At 69.5% G+C, this 17,652-nt stretch carries 14 protein-coding genes; 4 read left to right on the forward strand and 10 right to left on the reverse strand.

The annotated features are described in order from the left end of the window. Window position 1: 1 nt before the first annotated feature. The 3 genes from PV762_RS20830 to PV762_RS20840 form a co-directional block, all read right to left on the reverse strand. On the reverse strand, window positions 2–298 hold the full coding sequence (locus tag PV762_RS20830; RefSeq protein ID WP_421036912.1) for a hypothetical protein: 297 nt from the start codon (window positions 296–298) through the stop codon (window positions 2–4). Next, window positions 295–1,749, reverse strand: a complete 1,455-nt coding sequence (locus PV762_RS20835) for a chloride channel protein (RefSeq protein WP_421036913.1) — start codon at window positions 1,747–1,749, stop codon at window positions 295–297. Before PV762_RS20835 ends, PV762_RS20830 begins: the two co-directional genes overlap by 4 nt. A 63-nt stretch (window positions 1,750–1,812) precedes the next feature. Continuing rightward, complete coding sequence (locus PV762_RS20840; RefSeq protein ID WP_421036914.1) at window positions 1,813–2,730, reverse strand: LysR family transcriptional regulator; 918 nt, start codon at window positions 2,728–2,730, stop codon at window positions 1,813–1,815. A gap of 159 nt (window positions 2,731–2,889) precedes the next feature. Here PV762_RS20840 and PV762_RS20845 point away from each other — a divergent pair, with 159 nt between their 5' ends. From PV762_RS20845 to PV762_RS20860, 4 genes are all read left to right on the forward strand, one after another. Further along, window positions 2,890–3,681: an SDR family oxidoreductase gene (locus tag PV762_RS20845; RefSeq protein ID WP_421036915.1), complete on the forward strand. Its 792-nt coding sequence runs from the start codon at window positions 2,890–2,892 to the stop codon at window positions 3,679–3,681. A 59-nt stretch (window positions 3,682–3,740) separates the two neighbouring features. Then, the gene (locus PV762_RS20850; protein WP_421036916.1) at window positions 3,741–4,670 is read left to right on the forward strand and encodes an SDR family NAD(P)-dependent oxidoreductase; all 930 of its coding nucleotides are present in this window, start codon (window positions 3,741–3,743) and stop codon (window positions 4,668–4,670) included. A gap of 70 nt (window positions 4,671–4,740) precedes the next feature. Continuing rightward, window positions 4,741–6,444: an Hsp70 family protein gene (locus tag PV762_RS20855; RefSeq protein WP_421036917.1), complete on the forward strand. Its 1,704-nt coding sequence runs from the start codon at window positions 4,741–4,743 to the stop codon at window positions 6,442–6,444. Window positions 6,445–6,459: 15 nt separating this feature from the next. Then, window positions 6,460–8,295: a hypothetical protein gene (locus tag PV762_RS20860; RefSeq protein WP_421036918.1), complete on the forward strand. Its 1,836-nt coding sequence runs from the start codon at window positions 6,460–6,462 to the stop codon at window positions 8,293–8,295. A gap of 21 nt (window positions 8,296–8,316) precedes the next feature. Here PV762_RS20860 and PV762_RS20865 read toward each other — a convergent pair whose 3' ends face one another. The 7 genes from PV762_RS20865 to PV762_RS20895 all read right to left on the reverse strand — a co-directional run bounded on the left by PV762_RS20865 (window position 8,317) and on the right by PV762_RS20895 (window position 17,642). Then, window positions 8,317–9,162, reverse strand: coding sequence for a hypothetical protein (locus PV762_RS20865; RefSeq protein ID WP_421036919.1), 846 nt, complete (start codon window positions 9,160–9,162; stop codon window positions 8,317–8,319). 199 nt (window positions 9,163–9,361) lie between these two features. Then, the gene (locus tag PV762_RS20870) at window positions 9,362–11,554 is read right to left on the reverse strand and encodes a phosphocholine-specific phospholipase C (protein WP_421036920.1); all 2,193 of its coding nucleotides are present in this window, start codon (window positions 11,552–11,554) and stop codon (window positions 9,362–9,364) included. Between the two features lie 10 nt (window positions 11,555–11,564). Beyond that, window positions 11,565–12,206 (reverse strand): PEP-CTERM sorting domain-containing protein, encoded by a 642-nt coding sequence (locus PV762_RS20875; RefSeq protein WP_421036921.1) that lies wholly within the window; start codon window positions 12,204–12,206, stop codon window positions 11,565–11,567. 262 nt (window positions 12,207–12,468) lie between these two features. Next, the gene (locus PV762_RS20880; protein ID WP_421036922.1) at window positions 12,469–12,918 is read right to left on the reverse strand and encodes a YybH family protein; all 450 of its coding nucleotides are present in this window, start codon (window positions 12,916–12,918) and stop codon (window positions 12,469–12,471) included. 106 nt (window positions 12,919–13,024) lie between these two features. After that, a complete protein-coding gene (locus PV762_RS20885; RefSeq protein WP_421036923.1) occupies window positions 13,025–13,378 on the reverse strand; it encodes a hypothetical protein in 354 nt (117 codons plus the stop codon). A 180-nt stretch (window positions 13,379–13,558) separates the two neighbouring features. Then, on the reverse strand, window positions 13,559–15,631 hold the full coding sequence (locus PV762_RS20890) for an acetoacetate--CoA ligase (protein ID WP_421036924.1): 2,073 nt from the start codon (window positions 15,629–15,631) through the stop codon (window positions 13,559–13,561). Between the two features lie 160 nt (window positions 15,632–15,791). Next, window positions 15,792–17,642 (reverse strand): ABC transporter substrate-binding protein, encoded by a 1,851-nt coding sequence (locus PV762_RS20895; protein ID WP_421036925.1) that lies wholly within the window; start codon window positions 17,640–17,642, stop codon window positions 15,792–15,794. Window positions 17,643–17,652: the final 10 nt, after the last annotated feature.

The raw sequence follows: 17,652 nt of genomic DNA on the forward strand, positions 1-17,652 counted from the left end.
GTCAAGCTGGCTGCAGCAGACTGGACAGGACGATGATGCGACTGCCATTCTCGTCAGGCTCCACGAACTGCGAGAACTCTCGCAAGGGCCATTCATCGGTCGCCAGGCTGTAGCCGCGGTCAAGCGCAATCGCCAAGGCCTTGGCGTCAGCCATCGACAGTTGACGGATGTGATCCAGATTCCTTTGCCTGCAGAGCCGCCCTAGGCACTCGTCGCCTTCGGTCCGGTAGTCGTCCGCGTCCTGATCGCAAAGAACATCGTCGGCTTCGGCGAGCCCAATGCCCTCAGGCTCGCTCACGGCCTGTCACGTACCACCTTTGCCGGGTCAACGAATGCCGGCAGCCTCGCGAGCTGCGTCTGCGCCAGCCGGTGATAGATCGGCACGCTGATCCAGCGCGACACGAGGCTGGCGAGCAACGCGGCCGCCATCAGGCTCAACACCATCGAATGGCCGTCCACCATCTCCATCACGATGATGAAGGACGTGACGGGCGCTTGCGTCACCGCCGCGAGGAAGGCCGTCATGCCGATGGCGATCATGACCGCAGCACCCTCACCCGTGTGGGTCAGCTGGGCGATGTCGCTGCCGATGCCGGCGCCGATCGCCAGCGAGGGCGCGAAGATCCCGCCGGGCGCGCCGGACCAGACCGCGAGCCAGGTCGCCACGATGCGCAGCGTGACGTAGAGCACCGGAAGGTCGAGGTGGCCTTCCACCAGGCCGCGGGTGTAGTCGTAGCCGCTGCCGTCGGTGGCGCCGTGGCTCACCAGTCCGAGGACCGCGATGGCCAGACCGCAGGCGAAGGCGAAGCGGACCGGGAAACGGGCTCTCCACCGGCTGAAACGGTCGGTTCCTCCGAGCAGGCTGCGCTGCAGCAGACGCGAGAAGACGCCGCCGGCCAGTCCGCACCCGACGGCCGTCAGCAGTCCGGGCAGCAGGTGGGACCAGGTGAGGTGGTCCACCTTCAGGCGGCCGAAGTAGCTGGCATTGCCGAACGCCGACACGGCGATCAGCCCGGCGAGCACGATGGCCGCGATGATCAGCCCGCTGCTGCGCTGTTCGATCTTGCGGGTGAGTTCCTCGATGGCGAACATCACCCCGGCCAGCGGCGCGTTGAAGGCCGCGGCGATGCCGGCCGCGCCGCCAGCCACCAGCAGACCGTCGTGATTGAGCGGCGATCGCCGGGGCAGCCACCGCTGGGCATGTTGCATGACCCCCGCGGCGATCTGCACCGACGGGCCCTCGCGGCCGATGGCCAGCCCCCCGAGCAGGCCGCCCGACACCAGGAACAGCTTTGCGGCGCTGAGCTTCAGCGACACGAAGAGCCCTTGCCGGGCCGCATCGACCTTGGGCGACAAGGCGGCCATGACCTGAGGGATGCCGGAACCCGCGGCGCCCGGCACGAAGCGTCGGGTCAGCCACACCAATCCCGCCGTGCACACCGGCGTCCACACGAGCGGGGCCCAGGGCGACCAGGCCCGCACGGCGGAGAAGCCCGCCATGGCCTGCTCGCTGACCCAGGTGAAGGCCACGACCGCCAGCCCGGCCGCCACGGCGAATCCGAGGACCACGGCGCGGGCCAGCCATTGGCGCCAGTCGGTCAGGTCATCGCGGACCGCCGACAGGAAGTCCGGGTCGGCGTGCGCAGCTGCCGGAGGGTCGCCGGGGGCGCTGGTGTCGCCGGGGCCGCTTGCGTCGTTGTCGCTGCGTGGCGCGGAGGGTGGATTCGGTGCTTGGTGATCGCCGGACATGATGCCGAGTATCCCGCTCCGTCCGGCGACCGCTGTCGTCGCGCGTACGTCAGTCCCTCGTCCTCACGCGACCGTGGACGGTTCCGGAAAGCGCTCCGCATACAATTGCGCCAGCCAGTCCACGAACACCCGCACGCGCGGCGACAGCTGCCGGTGCTGCGGGTAGAGCACGGACAGCGTCATCGGCGGGCTCTGCCATTCCGGCAGCACCTCGACAAGCCGTCCGGCCCGCAGGTCGGGCTCCAGGTGGTAGCGCGGCACCTGGATCAGCCCGCAGCCGCGCAGCGCGCAGGCGTGGTAGTTCTGGGCGTCGTTCACCGAGATCCAGCCCGGCAGTGCGTAACGCCTCAACTGCCCGTCCACGATGAGTTCGAGCGGGTAGTCCACGCCGCCGCCGCTGGCGAAGAAGCGCACCGTCTGATGCCACGGCAGATCGTCGGGATGCCGCGGCGTGCCGGCGCGTTCGAGGTATTCGGGACTGGCGCAGATGGCCTGCGGCATGGACGCCAGCTTGCGCGCCACCAGCGTCGAATCGCGCGGCGTGCCTGCCCGCAGCACGCAGTCGACGCCCTCGCGGACCAGGTCCACCAGGCGGTCGCCGCCGCTGACGACCAGCTCGATCTGCGGGAAGCGCTCGCGGAACTCGTCGATGCGCGGCAGCACGATCTGCGACGCATGCACCCCGTGCATGTCCACCCTCAGCACCCCGCGCGGATTCGACGCCACCTGCTTCAGCGAGGCCTCGGCATCGTCCAGCTCGTTGAGCACCAGCACGCAGCGCTCGTAATACGCCTGGCCGTCCAGCGTCGGCCGCACGTCGCGGGTGGTCCGGTCCAGCAGCCGCGTGCCCAGTCGCGCCTCCAGCGCCTTGATGGCGTGCGTGGCCGTCGCCCGGGGGATGTCCAGGTGCGCGGCCGCCTGCGTGAAGCTGCGCAGCTCCACGATCCGGGTGAACAGCTGAAGGGTCTCGAATCGGTCCATTCCCGCATCCTCTCAGGCTTTTGTTGAGTCAGGTTGAACTGACAAGCCAATTTTCACGCCTTTTTCCGGATCAGATCAACAACCAGAATTCGTTCCATCGCAACCCGGAAGTCCTTCACCCCCTTCCCCCCGACTTTCGACAACCCCTTGGAGCGAACCATGACCACCCCCTCCTCTTCCTCCTCGTCCTCCTCCTCTTCGACCCCGATCTCGACCGATCGCGGTTTCCGCACCGCCCTCGTCACCGGCGGCTCGCGCGGCATCGGCCAGGCCATCGCCAAGCGGCTGGCCGCCGACGGCTTCACCGTCGTCGTCAACTACGCCGGCAACGCCGCCGCGGCCCAGGAGACCGTCGCCGCCATCGAAGCCGCCGGCGGCCGCGCCACCGCCGTGCAGGCCGACGTGTCCGACGCCGGCCAGGTCGCCGCGCTCTTCGAGGAAACGCTGCGCCGCCACGGCCGCCTCGACGCCGTCGTGCACAGCGCCGGCGTGATGCCGATGGGCGCGATCAAGCCGTCCAGCCTGGAGACCTTCGATCAGGTCATCGACACCAACCTGCGCGGCGCCTTCCTGGTGCTGGCGCACGCCGCCGAGAAGGTCGCCACGGGCGGCCGCATCGTGGCGCTGTCGACCAGCGTGATCGCCAAGTCCTTCCCCAACTACGGCCCGTACATCGCGTCCAAGGCCGGCGTCGAAGGCTTGGTGCACGTGCTGGCCAACGAGCTGCGCGGCCGCTCCATCACCGTCAACGCGGTCGCCCCGGGACCGGTCGGCACCGAGCTCTTCTTCAAGGGCAAGTCGCAGGAGCAGATCGACAGCGTCGCCAAGGTCGCGCCGCTGGAGCGCCTGGGCACGCCCGAGGACATCGCCAACGCCGTGTCCTTCCTCGTCGGCGCGGGCGGCGGCTGGATCAACAGCCAGGTCCTGCGGTCCAACGGCGGCTTCGCCTGAGTCCCACGCCCGTCATCGCCCCAGTCTTCTCCTCAGTCCCTTCCTTCCGGAGCATTGTCATGAGCACGTCGACCCCCTCTTCCCAGGTCATCCTCGTCACCGGCGCCTCGAGCGGCTTCGGCGCCATGAGCGCCCGCGCGCTGGCCGACGCCGGCCACATCGTCTACGCCAGCATGCGCGCCACGCAGGGCCGCAACGCGCCGCAGGTCGCCGCCGTCGACGCCTATGCCCGCGAGCACGGCGTGAGGCTGCACGCGCTGGAACTCGACGTCCAGTCGCAGGACTCGTCCGACGCCGCCATCGCCCGCATCGTCGCCGAGCAGGGCCGGCTCGACGTCGTCATGCACAACGCCGGCCACATGGCCTTCGGCCCGGCGGAAGCCTTCCTGCCCGAGCAGTACGCACAGCTCTACGACGTCAACGTGATCGGCGCGCAGCGGGTCAACCGCGCGGCGCTGCCGCAGCTGCGCCGGCAGGGCCGCGGCCTGCTGCTGTGGATCGGCAGCAGCAGCACGCGCGGCGGCACGCCGCCCTACCTGGCGCCCTACTTCGCGGCGAAGGCGGCGATGGACGCGGTCGCCGTCAGCTACGCGGGCGAGCTGGCGCGCTGGGGCATCGAGACGGCGATCGTCGTCCCGGGCGCCTTCACCAAGGGCACCAACCACTTCGTGCACTCGGGCTCGCCGGGCGACATTGAGCGGGCGGCCGCCTACGACCGCGGGCCGACGCAAGGCCTGGCGCAGGAGATCATGACCAACCTGGCCGCCGCCGAACCCGCCGACGCGGATCCCACCGAGGTGGCCCGCGCCGTGGTGGACGTTGTCGGCACGCCCTTCGGCAAGCGCCCCTTCCGGGTGCACATCGATCCCTCGGAAGACGGCAGCAACGTCGTCAGCGCGGTCGCGGACCGGATCCGCTCGGAGTTCCTCCGCCGCGTCCGGCTCGGCGATCTGTTGACGGTGCGCAACGCCGGCGCCACGCCCGTGTGATCGCCTGCCCGGCGGGGGTCGGGTGGGCGCTATCCTCGCCGCGGCGCAACACCCGACCCCTCCGAATCCCATGATCGTCGGCATCGACCTCGGCACGACCAACAGCCTCATCGCCGTCTTCCGCGACGGCCGCCCCCAGCTGATCCCCAACGCGCTGGGCGACTTCGCCACGCCGTCGGCGGTGGCCATCGACGACGCCGGCAAGCTGATCACCGGCCTGGCCGCCCGCGAACGCGCCGCCACCGATCCGGTCCGCACCGCACAGGCCTTCAAGCGGATGATGGGCACCGACCGCACGGTGCGGCTCGGCGACCGGAACCTGCGCGCCGAGGAGCTGTCCGCGCTGGTGCTCCAGTCCTTGAAGGCCGATGCCGAAGCCTTCCTGGGCGAACCGGTCACCGAGGCCGTCATCACCGTCCCGGCCTACTTCAACGAGGCTCAGCGACGCGCCACGCGCGCCGCGGGCGAGCTCGCCGGACTCAAGGTCGAGCGGCTGCTCAACGAGCCCACCGCCGCCGGCCTGGCCTACGGCCTGCAGGACCGTCCCGACAACAGCACCTTCCTGGTCTTCGACCTGGGCGGCGGCACCTTCGACGTGTCGGTGCTGGAGTACTTCGACGGCGTCGTCGAGGTGCGCGCCAGCGCCGGCGACACGCGGCTGGGCGGCGAGGACTTCGCGCACGCCGTGGGCAAGCTGTTCATCGAGCGCTGCGGCGCGCTGTCGCTCGCCGAGCGCGAGCGGCTGCAGAAGGATCCCGCGCTGTGGTGGCGCGCCGCCGAGCAGGCCAAGCGCGACCTCAGCGAGCGCGACAGCGCCGTCATGGGCCTGATGCTGGACGGACGACGCGCCGAACTGGAGATCACGCGGGCCGATTTCGAGTCCGCCACCGCCGAGCTGCTGCAGCGCCTGCGCCGCCCGATCGAGCGCGCGCTGCAGGACGCGCAGCTCTCGCCCGCCGCGCTGAACGAGGTGGTCCTGGTCGGCGGCGCGACGCGCATGCCGATGGTCCGCCAGATGATCACGCGGCTGTTCCAGCGTCTGCCGCTGCGCACCATCGATCCCGACCAGGCGATCGCCCAGGGCGCCGCCGTGCAGGCCGGCCTGAAGGCGCGCGACGCGGCGCTGGACGAGGTGGTGCTGACGGACGTGATGCCGTTCTCGCTGGGCGTGATCACCGCGCAGCGTGTCGGCAACCAGACCGTGGGCGACCGCTTCAGTCCGATCATCGAGCGCAACACGCCGGTGCCGGTGTCGCGGATGGATCGCTTCTACAGCATGCACGACGGCCAGAAGGAAGTGGAGCTGGACATCCGCCAGGGCGAGTCGCCCGTCGGCAGCGACAACCTGCACCTGGGCAAGCTGTCGATCCCGCTGACGCCCGCGCCGGCGGGCGAGTCCGCGATCGAGGTGCGCTTCACCTACGACGCCAACGGCCTGCTGGACGTGGACGTGCGCGACGTGAAGGGCGGACGCACCGTCAGCACGCTGATCCGCAACACCGCCACCGAGATGAGCGAGTCGCAGATCGCCGAGGCGCTGCAGCAGCTGCGCGCGCTCAAGCGCCATCCGCGCGACGAGGAGGAGAACCGCTACCTGGTCGAGCGCGCGAAGCGCCTCTACGAGGACCGGCTCGGCGAGCAGCGCGTCGCCATCCAATCCTGGCTCGGCGAGTTCGAGCAGGCGCTGGACACGCAGGATCCGCGCGCGATCCGCCACGCCCGCCAGCAGATGCGCGAGGCGCTGGACAGCATCGACGGCGGTTTCCGCTTCTGATCCCGGAGCGCGACGATGGAGGCATGGCACGAGGACTGGCACCGCGATTGCGCCACGGTGGGACTGGCCGGGCCCAGCAGCGACCTGGGCGAGATCAAGCGCGCCTATGCGAAGACGCTGCGCAAGACCCGACCCGATGACGACGCCCAGGCCTACCAGGCACTGCGGGAGGCCTATGACCGCCTCGTCGCGCACGCCCGCCGGCAGGAGCTGATCGCGGCGCAGGCCGCGGCGGAAGAGGCCGCGACGGAAGCGGTGACGGAAGCGGTGGTGACGGAAGCGGCCGCCGTGGTCGACGAGCCGGCGGTCGTCGCGGCATCGCCCATGGCGGAACAGATCGAGGCGGTGATCGACTCCGAATGGCCCGCCACGGCGCCGTTCCCGCCCGCGGCGGCGCCTGCGCCCGCCTTCCACCCTCACCCCCCGCAGCCCGCTCAGCCCGCTCAGCCCGCTCAGCCCGCTCAGCCCGCTCAGCCCGCTCAGCCCGTCTTCCTGGAGGCCGCGGGACCGTCGCCCGAGGACCTCTGCCACGAGCTCATCCACCTGCTCAAGCAAGGTCCGGCGAAGCTGGAAGCCGCCATGCCGGCACTGCGCCGCCATCTCGGCGACCTGCCGCTGGAACGGCAGCTCGAAGCCTCGGCGAGATTCGCAGACCTCGTGGTGCAGCTCGAAGACCACCTGCCCCCGCATCTCATCGATCTGCTGCGCGAGCATTTCAACTGGTCGCGCGACTTCCGCATCGAGCGCCTGCTCGGCGACGAACGCATGGCCGCGCTCGCGGCCGTGCTGGAGCGCCACCCGCCGCCCATCACCGATCCGGCGACGCTCGAGGAGTTCGCGCCGACGGTCCGCGTCGCCCAGCTCTCCAGTTCGGCGAGCGAGGGAAACAGGTTCAAGGCCTTCATCGGCGCCCTCCTGATGGGGCACACGCTGCCCTTGCATCTGCAGTGGGCGGGTTGGCAGCTGCTGCGCCGGCTGGGTCTCGACGAGGCGGAGCTGGGCGCCGTGCAGAAGCTGGGCGTGAAGACGCGCAACGCGGCGCTGGTGGTGATCGCGCTGCTGGCCGGCCTGCTCAGCGGCGTACTGGCGGGCAGCGTGAACGAAGGGATCGAACACGGCTTCTCCGCCATGTTCTCGGTGGTCATCTTCTGCGTGGTCATGGGCTATGTCGGCCAGGCCCTCGATTTCCTGCGCGAGGCCGTGCCCGCCTGGCTGGCCGGGAAGCTCAAGTCGGAACGCTGGGAGCGGCTGTCGCCCTGGGTAGGCGCCGCGAGCTTCGCGGTCGCGGGTCTCGCCCTGCAGCTCGCGCCCGTCTACGGCGACGCCATGGCAGGGCTGAGCCTGGTGTTCCTCGCGATCGGCCTGCTGCTCGGCCTGAAGGGAACGCCGGCCATGATCACGACCGCCGTGGCACTGTGGGGCTTCTTCGTGTGGGCGGTGCCGACGATGATGCCCGTCGTCGCAGGACTGCAGGCAGCATGGATTTCCGCCAGCGTTTCGGTGTACCGCCTGCGTCTCTACGTGCCCAACCCGACCTTCCGCGTGCAGCCCACGCGGCCCGCGGGCGGATGGCAAGCCATCGCCGTGCTGCTGACCGTCGGACTGCCGACGCTGATGGCCTGGTTGTCCAGCCTGGCCGGCATGCGTTCGACGGTGGGCGCGATCACGCTCGCGCTCACCGTCGGACGCGTCTTGAACGGCGTCGCGCCGTTGCCGCGCGCCGCGATCATGATCGGCTCGCTCTATCTGGCGATGGGGTTGTGGCTCGCGGCGCAGCGCGCGGGCTGGCATCTGGCGCGGCGGCTGTTCCGCGGCACGCCGGCAGCGTCCGCCATGAACGGCGGACGCTGAGCCTCGTTCACTGACGCGAGGTCACTGCACCGGCACCCAGCCCGACGGCGACCAGCGCAGCAGCACGTCCGTCAACGGATTGGCGGTCTTGCCCATGAGATCGCGTACCTGCGCGCGCAGCGCGTCGAGCGTGGTCGCGTCGTCGTCGCTGACGTAGAGCACCGTGTCGTTGGCCGGCGCGGCGACGATCAGCTTGCCCTTCTGGGCGTCGGCGAGCGGCTTCCAGTCGTCGATGAAGATCAACCGGCTCGGTTGCGGCACGGCGCCGTCGAGCTTGCCCACTTCGCCCGCCGCGACCGGCTTCGCATGCTGCAGCACCTGCGGCATCGCGTCGTAGGTGTTCTTGCGCGCGGTCTCGCGCACCTGGTCGACCGACAGGTTCAGCGTCTTGTAGTCCTTCTCGCTGATCAGCCGCGACGCGCGCATCGTGTCGAAGACCGGCACCGTCACCAGCGGGCCGATGAAGGGCCGCGGACGGAAGGTGTTCGCGTCGCCGCCGACGTCCCGCTGCGCCTGCTGCACGGAAGCGGCGGTGCGCACCGCGAGTCGCAGCGACTCGCGCGTGGCAGGGATCGTGGCGGCGCGGAACTGCTGCGCCGTCGTCTTCACGAAGGCGTTCACGTCGTCCGCGCAGTTGCCGCGGTTGGTCTGGCAGCCTGCATAGAGCTTGTCGATCCGCGTGCGCTGGTCCGCCACGCCGAGCGTGAGCGGCTCGCGGACGACCACGGTGGCTTCGCCCAGTTGCTGACGCAGCTGCGCGGCGACGTACTCGGAGAAGCCGGCGGCATCCTGCGGGACGCCGCCGGTCTGCGCGAACGCGCCGCCAGCTGCACCGCAGAAGGCGGCAGCGGCCGCAAGAGCGGCCACGGTGGATCGGAAAACGGAACGCGTTTGTCGTTGTGGACGATGACGCATGACGGACATGAGGACCTCCGTGATGTCATGGGGAGGCCCGGCTTGGGCAAGCATCGCGCCCGCCAGACGTCCCGCGACGGCTGCTGGCCCTCACCCCGCCGTCTCCCGCAAGCGGGAGACGGCCCAAGCGTGCGCCCAGCTCAGCGTGCCTTCACGCGCCCGCCACGCGGTACTGATCCGCCTTCGCCACCCCTTCCATCGCCGGATCGCTGACCGACGGCGCGCCGGTCTCGATGTGTCCGGCGAAGCGACGCAGGAAGTCGGTCTGGCCGCTCACGCGCACCGACACGTCGTACCAATGCGCCGCGACGGCGACACCGATGCGCACTTCGCTGCGGCTGCGCGCCGGCACGTTCACCGTGCGCGGCGTGGTGCCCTGGTAGCGGTTGTGCGCGATGCTGAAGGCCGCCGCGACCGGCCCGGTGTTGACCAGCGTCAGCACCAGCTCGCCGGTGACCGGCGCGGACTTGGCGATGACGTCCGGGTTGGGCTGACCCGCGGCCGCAGCGCGCCGCGCATTGCCGGCGAGGTGACGATGGAAACCGTTGGGACCGAGCACCCAGAGGTCATACGCGCCCGCGCTCTGGGGCATGAAGCTGCCGGTGAGCTGCTTGCCGGCTTCGACCGTGTAGCGGCGTGGGATCTCACCCAGGCGCGTGCGGTCGTAGACGTGGAACACCGCCGCGGCGCTCCCAACGTTCTGGAAGGTGACGGCGATCGCCGTCGCGTTCGGGCCTGCGCCAGGAGTGACCGCGCAGGTGACCTGCAAGTCATAGGGCAGCGCGCGGGCGGGACGGACGCCGGCAGCCTGCGACGGCAACTGCAACGCGCCGGGGATGGGCGGCGTCGTCGTGCTCGGCAGTGCACGCGCCCGGTTGGCCAGCGCGACGGTGTCGGGCAGCTTCGAGAAGAACTCGCTGTCTTCCGGATCGGCGAAGTTGAAGCACGAGGTCAGGTCGCCTGCCACCGCGCGACGCCAGGCGCCGATGTTGGTCTCCTTCACGCCGAAGCGCGCTTCGATGAATCGCAGCACCGACGTGTGGTCCGAGGTCTGCGAGTTCACCCAGCCGCCCTTGCTCCAGGGCGACACGATGTACAGCGGCACGCGCGGACCCATGCCGTAGGGACGGTGCAGGTAGGTGGCCGACGCGCCGTTGAGGATTTCGCAGTACTCGCCCGTCGTGTCGACGGTCGACGCGCCGGCGAGGACCGCCTGCGCCGGGTTCGCGTTCCAGGTCACGTACGAGGGCGCGGCCGGCGGGGGCACGTGGTCGAAGAAGCCGTCGTTCTCGTCGAAGTTGATGAACAGCACGGTCTTGGCCCAGACATCGGGGTTGGCGGTCAGCGCGTCCAGCACCTTGGCGGTGTAGTCGGCGCCTTGCGCGGGGCTGGACGGTCCCGGATGCTCGGAGCCTTCCGCCGTCGCGACGATCCACGACACCTGCGGCAGCCGGTTGTTGAGCACGTCCTCGCGCAGCAGGTCCAGGTCGCGCGTCGAGATGCCGCGATCTTTCAGCACCTGCGAGAAGCCGGGGCGGTTGTACCAACCGTCGCGGAACACCTTGAACCCGGCCAGCGAGTTGTCGGTGAAGTTGTCGTCCATGTTCTGGTAGACCTGCCAGCTGATGCCGGCCGACTGCAGGCGTTCCGGATAGGTGGTCCAGGTGTAGTCGTCGAGCGGGTTCGGGTTGAACCAGTCGTGGCTGTTGTCCGTGGACGGTCCGTTGCCCAGACGCAGCGGATCGTTGGTGCCGGTCCAGATGAACAGGCGGTTGGTGTTGGTGCCCGTCTGCGTCGCGCAGTGGTACGCGTCGCACAGCGTGAACGCGTTGGCCAGGGCGAACTGGAAGGGCAGCTCCTGCTCCTTGAAGTGCCCCATCGAGTGGTTCTGCTTGGCCTTGGGCCAGTTGTTCATCCGGCCGTGGTCCCAGGCGGCCTGCGCGTCGGTCCACGAATGCGGCGTGCCGCTGACGCGCATGAAGGCGAAGTTCTGCGCGGTGTTCAGGTGGAAGGGCGCGATCGCGCCGGGCGCGGCATTGTTGACGGTGGGCTGGACCCAGACCGAGCGGCCCTTCACGTTGGCGGAGTCCGCCACCGGCGCCGGGAACGGATCGCCGAAGCCGCGCACGCCGTTCATCGTGCCGAAGTAGTGATCGAAGGAACGGTTCTCCTGCGTCAGGACGACGATGTGCTCGACATCCTGGATCGTGCCGGTGCGCACGGCCGCCTTGATGGACAGCGCGCGGGCGATGGCCGGCGGGAAGCTGGTCATCGCGGCGGTGGCGCCGGCGGCGCCGGCGACGGCGCGGAGGAACTGGCGGCGGGGCGGTTGCTGCTGCGTCATGTCGGGCTCCTCAGGCGGTGGCGGTGGCGTTGACGGCGGCGCGCGCGTGCTGCGAGGACTTGCGGCGGCGGAACACCAGCGCGGCGACGGCCAGGCCGCCGAGGGCGAGCGCGCCCGAGGCGGGTTCCGGCACGGCGGCGGCGAAGGTCAGGTCGTCCATGACGAAGAAGGCCGGATCGTTGCTGCGGAACACGAGGCGGTCGACGAGGCCGGCGTAGCCGCTGCCCAGGAACGCGGGGCTGTCGCTGAGGTTGAGCAGGGAGGCCGACGCGACGAGCGCGCCGCCGAAGTACAGGTCGACGGCGACGTTGACGCCGTCGAAGCCGGAGAACCACGCGCCCTGGAAGGTGCTGGGCGTGAGGAAACCGATGGCGCTGGTCGAGCTGCCGCCGTCGAAGCCGAGCGTGGCGCGGCGGTCGCCGGAATGCGGCGTGTACGGGGCCTGCTCGCCGGCGTACTGGAACCAGGCGCTGGCGGACCAGTCGAGGCCGGCGTAGTTGGCGGGCACGAGGCCGTCGTCGGTCAGGTCGTCGAAGGTGACGACGGTGGCGGACGCGAACGGCGCGGCGATGGCCAGCACCAGCGGCAGGCCGACGCGGGGGATACCGCGGGAGAGGACGGCGGACAGTGAGCGGGCGAAGGGCTTGCGCATGAGGACTCCAGGGAGGTCGGGCGGACGGGAAGCGCCGCAGCCGCGAGTCGATCCGACGGAGGGTCAGGTCTTGAGTGCGCGGTTGCGGGAGGACGCGGCGGATGTTCAGAGGCCGGGGTGACAGACCGGTGAACGGTCGGTGTCATCGACGGGCCTGGAACTTGCCCTCGGGGCCTTCGTCCCTGGAAGCGGGGGCGCGTCGCGGGAGCGTCGCGAAGGCGTCATGTAACGCTGAAGCGCAGCGTTCAGACGCGGGAGAAACCTACGCGGACCGGTTGATCACCCCCTTCATGTCCTCACCGGCCAACGGCGTCGACGTGTGCTCATGGACGATCTTCCAGACGCCGTCTCGGCGCAGCAACGTCCAGCTGATGCGGTTGTCCATCGTGAACTTCGTTTCGCCATGGACCACGAGTTCATAACGAACGAAGGCGTGCAGGGCGGCCATGTCGCCGCTGGCGTGCACGTGGGGATCGTCGAACACTACGCGGTTCGCGCCCTCGCCTGCCATCTTGAACCATCGCTCAACCGCGCCGCGCCATTGCGCCTCGCCGTCATAGGACCATTGGTCCCAGCAGTCATAGATCTGCGCGTCCGGCGCGTACAGCGCCAGCAGTGCGTCCACATCCTTGGCCGCGGCGGCGGCCTGGTACGCACCCAGCATCGCCAGCACCAGCTGGCCGACGGCCGTGTCATTCGCTCGTGTCGTCATGCATTTCTCCCGGTGGAATGTGGAAGGCGAAGGGCAAACGTCCCTCCTCCCTCACGACGATCGAAGCCCGCCCGTTTCGACACGTCCCAGGATCACCCCCCGGGCGTCATTGCATGAAAGGGAGCGCACCGATCGTTGAGAGCACCATGGACAGCAGCATCAGACCCAGGAAGGTCATGATCGGCCGCACGCGTTCGCCTTCCGGCCGGCTGCAGTACAGGTAGATCGGCATCACCAGCAGCATGGCGGCCAGCACCCCACCGCCCATCATCGTGCCGCCGAAGAAGCGGCGCTGGATGGAGTCGCGCCGATACCAGGCGTAGACCACCGCCATGAACGCGAAGGTCAACGGGATCTCGATCATGCCCAGTCGCTTGTGGTGGAGCCCGCTGTAGCCCGACACGCAGCCGCTGAGCAGCGACAGCATGGCCAGGACGATCAAGGTGCGTTTCAGGGTCACGGGTGGTCTACGTCGAGGTGGGAGGAGATCGACTGTAGCGGCGCTTATCGGCAGGTCGGATCCAGGTCTTCACGATTCCAGCCCGATAGAAGTCAAACGTCGCTCAGCCATCAGCCGCGCTTACTACGCTTCGTACCACCGATGTATCGATCGGGAAGGCCAGTTGCCGCGGACCGGAGATCATTCCCGGCTGTCCGCAAACCGCTGATACCACGCCACCGCATCCGCATTCGCCATCGCGTCGCGCTTCATCACCTGCTCCGCCGCGGCGCCGAGCAGCAGCTTCTTGATCGGCAGCTCCATCTTCTTGCCCGACAGCGTGCGCGGGATCGCCTCGACCTGGTGGATCTCGTCCGGCACATGCCGCGCCGACAGCGCCTTCTTGATCGAGGTCTTCAAGCGAAGCTGCAGCGCCTCGTCCAACGACAGGCGGTCCCGGAGCTGCACGAACAGCAGCAGACAACTCGGTCGGCCGAGGTACTCCAGGTCAACGACCAGGCTGTCCAGCACCTCGGGATGCGTCTCCACCGCGCGGTACAGCTCCGACGTGCCCATCCGGATTCCATGGCGGTTGATCGTCGCGTCCGAGCGCCCGTAGATGATCCCGCCGCCCGACGGCGTGATGCGCAGCCAGTCGCCGTGGCGCCAGATGCCTTCGCCGTTGGGGCCGCGGTACATGTCGAAGTAGCTCGACAGGTAGCGCTCGTGGTCCCGGTCGCCCCAGAAGTACAGCGGCATCGACGGCATCGGTCGCGTGCAGACGAGCTCGCCCACTTCGTCGATCAGCGCCCGCCCCTGGCCGTCCGCCTCCAACTCCGAGAACGCGTGCACCGCCGCGCCCAGGCTGCGCACCTGCATCTGGCCGCGCACCAGCGGCTCAGTGATCAAGCCCGTGAGGAAGGCCCCGGCGAAGTCCGTGCCGCCGCTGATGATGCAGATCCAGATCGGACGGCCGTCGGGCTTCGGGCAGTTCGCCCAGATCCAGTCATAGCTCTCGTCCGCCAGCGGACTGCCCGTGCTGCCGATCGCGCGCAGACGGCTGAGGTCGCCGTGCTTCAGCGGCTCGACGCCGGCCTTCAGGCAGCTCGCGTAGAACGCGGCGCCCGCGCCGAAGAAGGTCGCGCCCGACAGCGCGACGAAGCGCCACAAGGTGCTCCAGTCCGGCGCGTCCTTCGGCCCGGCCGGGCTCCCGTCGAACAGGCAGATCGTCGTGCCGCCCATGAGCGCGCCGACCTGGCAGTTCCACATGATCCAGCCCGTCGAGCTGTACCAGTGGAAGCGGTCGCCCGTCTCCGCCGTCGCGCCGACGTTGTTGTGGATGGATCCCTTCAGCATCTCCAGCAGCACGCCGCCATGCCCGTGCACGATGGGTTTGGGCAGACCCGTGGTGCCGCTGGAATAGACGATCCATAGCGGATGGTCGAAGGGCACCGCTTCCGGCGCGTGGGGCCGCGTGTTGGCAATCAGCGTGTCCCAGCGATGGGCGCCGCGATTCGTCGTCGCCGCGCGCTCTGCAGGCTCGGCACCCGCCGCGGCAGCGGTCGGTCGGGCCAGCGGCGAAGGGTCGGCCCGGGGATCGAGGTTGCCGAGCAGCACCACGTCGGTCACGGTCGGGAGTTCGTCGAGCAATTGCCCGAGCATCGCCATGCGGTCGATGTCCTGCCCTGCATAACGCACGCCGTCGGCGGCGATCAGCAACTTCGGTTCGATCTGGCGGAAGCGGTCCAGCACCGCCACCGGCCCCATGTCCGGCGAGCACACCGACCACACCGCGCCCAGGCTCGCGACCGCGAGGAAGGCCACGGACGTCGCCGGCACGTTGGGCAGGTAGGCGGCGACGCGATCGCCGCGTCGAACGCCGAGATCGTGCATCGAGGCCGCGAGCGCGCCGACCTGCCGCCGCAGCTCGGGCCAGCGCATCTCGCCGAGTTCGCCGCGCGCGAGCATCGCCTCGTTCGCGTGGACGATTGCGGGATGGCCGGCGGCTTCGGCCGCGTCGACATGACGCAGGGCCTGCGCCGCGATGTTCAAGGTCGCGCCGCGGAACCACACCGCGCCGGGCATGCGTTCCTCGCAGAGCGCCGCGTCGAAGGGCGTCTCCGAGCGCAGGTCGAAGTGATCCCAGATGCTGCGCCAGAACGCGTCCAGCTCCGTCACCGACCAACCCCACAGCGACGCGTAGTCGTCGAAGACCAGGCCTCGCTGCTCGTGCAGGAAACGGCGGTAGTGATCGATCTGCGGCGTCGGGGGCATGCGGGACTCCTTGTCGAGTCCTGACGGTAGCCGAGTTCCCTCGGGCTCGCCGTCACGCGTGTGACCGGCCCGATCGAGAGGGCTCGGAGCACCGTACTGCGGCGGCCGCTGGCCCTCCCCCCGCCCACTCCCGCGGTGCGGGAGAGGGAGCAAGGAGGTCTCAGCGCTTCGGCAGCTTCTCCGTCTCGATGTCGACGTAGGGCCAGAAGATCTGGTTGAAGAGAGGTCGCCGGTATCCCGCCAGCCACGGCTGCGCGATGTCGGTGACGATGCGGTGCACGCGGAACTTCTGCGGCATGTAGGCGGTGAGCACCTTCTGCGCTTCGCGCAGCAAGGCCGCGCGCTCGGGGCCGTCGGGCAACACCATCATGCGGCGGTAGAGGTCGTCGTAGCTCTCCAGCTTGAAACGTCCCAGGTTCTGCCCGCCGGCCGCCGGCCCGTACAGCAGCTCCAGCCCCAGCTGCGCGTCCGGCGTCGAGTTGTTGAAGCCCAGCTGCCAGATCATCAACTGCCCCGCGCGCGCCGACTTCAGGTTCTCCGGCCACTGCGCCATGCGGATGCGCATCCGGATGCCCAGCTTGTTCATGTCGCGCTGCCACAGCTCGTCATAGGGCTTGGAACGCGAATCCGGCGTCGACGCCACCTCCAGTACCAGCGGGCTGCCGTCGGGCTTGTCGCGCCAGCCGTCGCCGTCCTTGTCGACATAGCCGTAGGTGTCGAGCAGCGCCTTGGCGCGAGCCAGGTCGTAATCGCTGTTCTCGCTCTTGTAGTCGTCCTCGTACCCCCAGGTCCCCGGCGCGATGACGGACTGCGCCGGCACGGCCTGGTAGTGCCGCGTGGTGATGATCTCCGTCGGCACGTCCGTGGCCAGCCCGATCGCGCGGCGCAGCGCGACCTTGTCCGCCGTGTAGCCGCCGACCGTCGGGTCCTCCATGTTGAAGTAGTACATCGTGCGGTCGCTCGCCAGCACGCGGTACAGCTTCATCCCCTGCTTGTCGAGGTTGGGCGCCAGCTTGCCGTGCGGGATCGCGACGTCCGCGTACTCCTCCGGCAGCTGATACAGCAGGTCGAACTCGCGGTTCAGATACGACAGCCAGCGCGGCTGTCCGGCTTCGATGATGCTGATCTCCACCGCGTCCACCATTGGCAGCTTGCGGCCCTTGAAGCGGGCCGCCAGCGCCTCGCCTTCGGTGTCGCCCGGCGCCGGCTGCGCGTCGTAGAAGACCTCGCGGAAGCCGGGGTTCTTCACCAGCCGGATCAGCGACCCGCGCCGCCAGCGCTCCAGCATGAACGGCCCCGTGCCGACCGGATGCTCCATCGTCTTGCCGGCGTAGGCCTCGATGACTTCGCGCGCCACCGCGCCGTAGGTGTCGCCGCCGGCCAGGTTGTAGATGAAGCGCGGCCGCGGCCCCGCCAGCTTGAACTGCAGCGTATAGCGGTCCAGCGCGCGCACGCCCTCGACCGGTTTGTCGTAGTCGAAGGGCTTCTTCGTCTCCAGCGACGCGACGCGCAGTTCCTCCAGGCCGAGGATGCCCTCCTGCTTGAAGCTCGAATACAGCGGTCCCTTGGTCGCCGGGTCGTAGAAGCGCTTGAGGCTGTAGACATAGTCCTCCGCCGTCAGCTCGCGTCGCCTGCCCTTGAACGCCGGGTCGTCGGCGAAGTAGATGCCCGGACGGATCTTGATGGTCCAGGTGCGGAAGTCCTCGGACACCTGCGGCATCTCGGCCGCCGTGTTCGGCTTGAGCTTGAACGGCCGCGCGAGGTAGTCGTAGTTGTAGAGCGACTCGAAGATGTGGGCCGTGACGATGCGCGAGTACAGGTCGCTCAGCTGCGCCGGATCGAAGCCCGTCTCGGCGACGAGGAAGGCGTAGCGCAGCACCTTCTCCGGCTGCGCCGCGGCAGGCTCCGTCACCTTCGCGGGCTGCGGCTGCGGCGGCGGTGCGGCGACCGCCGCGACGGTGGTCGCGCCGAAGACCAGCGCAGCAAGGGAAGCGAGGAAGCGTGCGCGCATCGGTGTGGGA

Source organism: Mitsuaria sp. CC2 (assembly GCF_048957715.1).
GTDB lineage: Bacteria > Pseudomonadota > Gammaproteobacteria > Burkholderiales > Burkholderiaceae_C > Roseateles.

What these genes read in the sequence shown, in the direction of transcription:
- PV762_RS20875 (WP_421036921.1), bottom strand. Translation starts at nt 12,206, where the DNA reads ATGCGCAAGCCCTTCGCCCGCTCACTGTCCGCCGTCCTCTCCCGCGGT.
- PV762_RS20845 (WP_421036915.1), top strand. Translation starts at nt 2,890, where the DNA reads ATGACCACCCCCTCCTCTTCCTCCTCGTCCTCCTCCTCTTCGACCCCG.
- PV762_RS20860 (WP_421036918.1), top strand. Translation starts at nt 6,460, where the DNA reads ATGGAGGCATGGCACGAGGACTGGCACCGCGATTGCGCCACGGTGGGA.
- PV762_RS20835 (WP_421036913.1), bottom strand. Translation starts at nt 1,749, where the DNA reads ATGTCCGGCGATCACCAAGCACCGAATCCACCCTCCGCGCCACGCAGC.
- PV762_RS20850 (WP_421036916.1), top strand. Translation starts at nt 3,741, where the DNA reads ATGAGCACGTCGACCCCCTCTTCCCAGGTCATCCTCGTCACCGGCGCC.
- PV762_RS20890 (WP_421036924.1), bottom strand. Translation starts at nt 15,631, where the DNA reads ATGCCCCCGACGCCGCAGATCGATCACTACCGCCGTTTCCTGCACGAG.
- PV762_RS20855 (WP_421036917.1), top strand. Translation starts at nt 4,741, where the DNA reads ATGATCGTCGGCATCGACCTCGGCACGACCAACAGCCTCATCGCCGTC.
- PV762_RS20880 (WP_421036922.1), bottom strand. Translation starts at nt 12,918, where the DNA reads ATGACGACACGAGCGAATGACACGGCCGTCGGCCAGCTGGTGCTGGCG.
- PV762_RS20895 (WP_421036925.1), bottom strand. Translation starts at nt 17,642, where the DNA reads ATGCGCGCACGCTTCCTCGCTTCCCTTGCTGCGCTGGTCTTCGGCGCG.
- PV762_RS20840 (WP_421036914.1), bottom strand. Translation starts at nt 2,730, where the DNA reads ATGGACCGATTCGAGACCCTTCAGCTGTTCACCCGGATCGTGGAGCTG.
- PV762_RS20870 (WP_421036920.1), bottom strand. Translation starts at nt 11,554, where the DNA reads ATGACGCAGCAGCAACCGCCCCGCCGCCAGTTCCTCCGCGCCGTCGCC.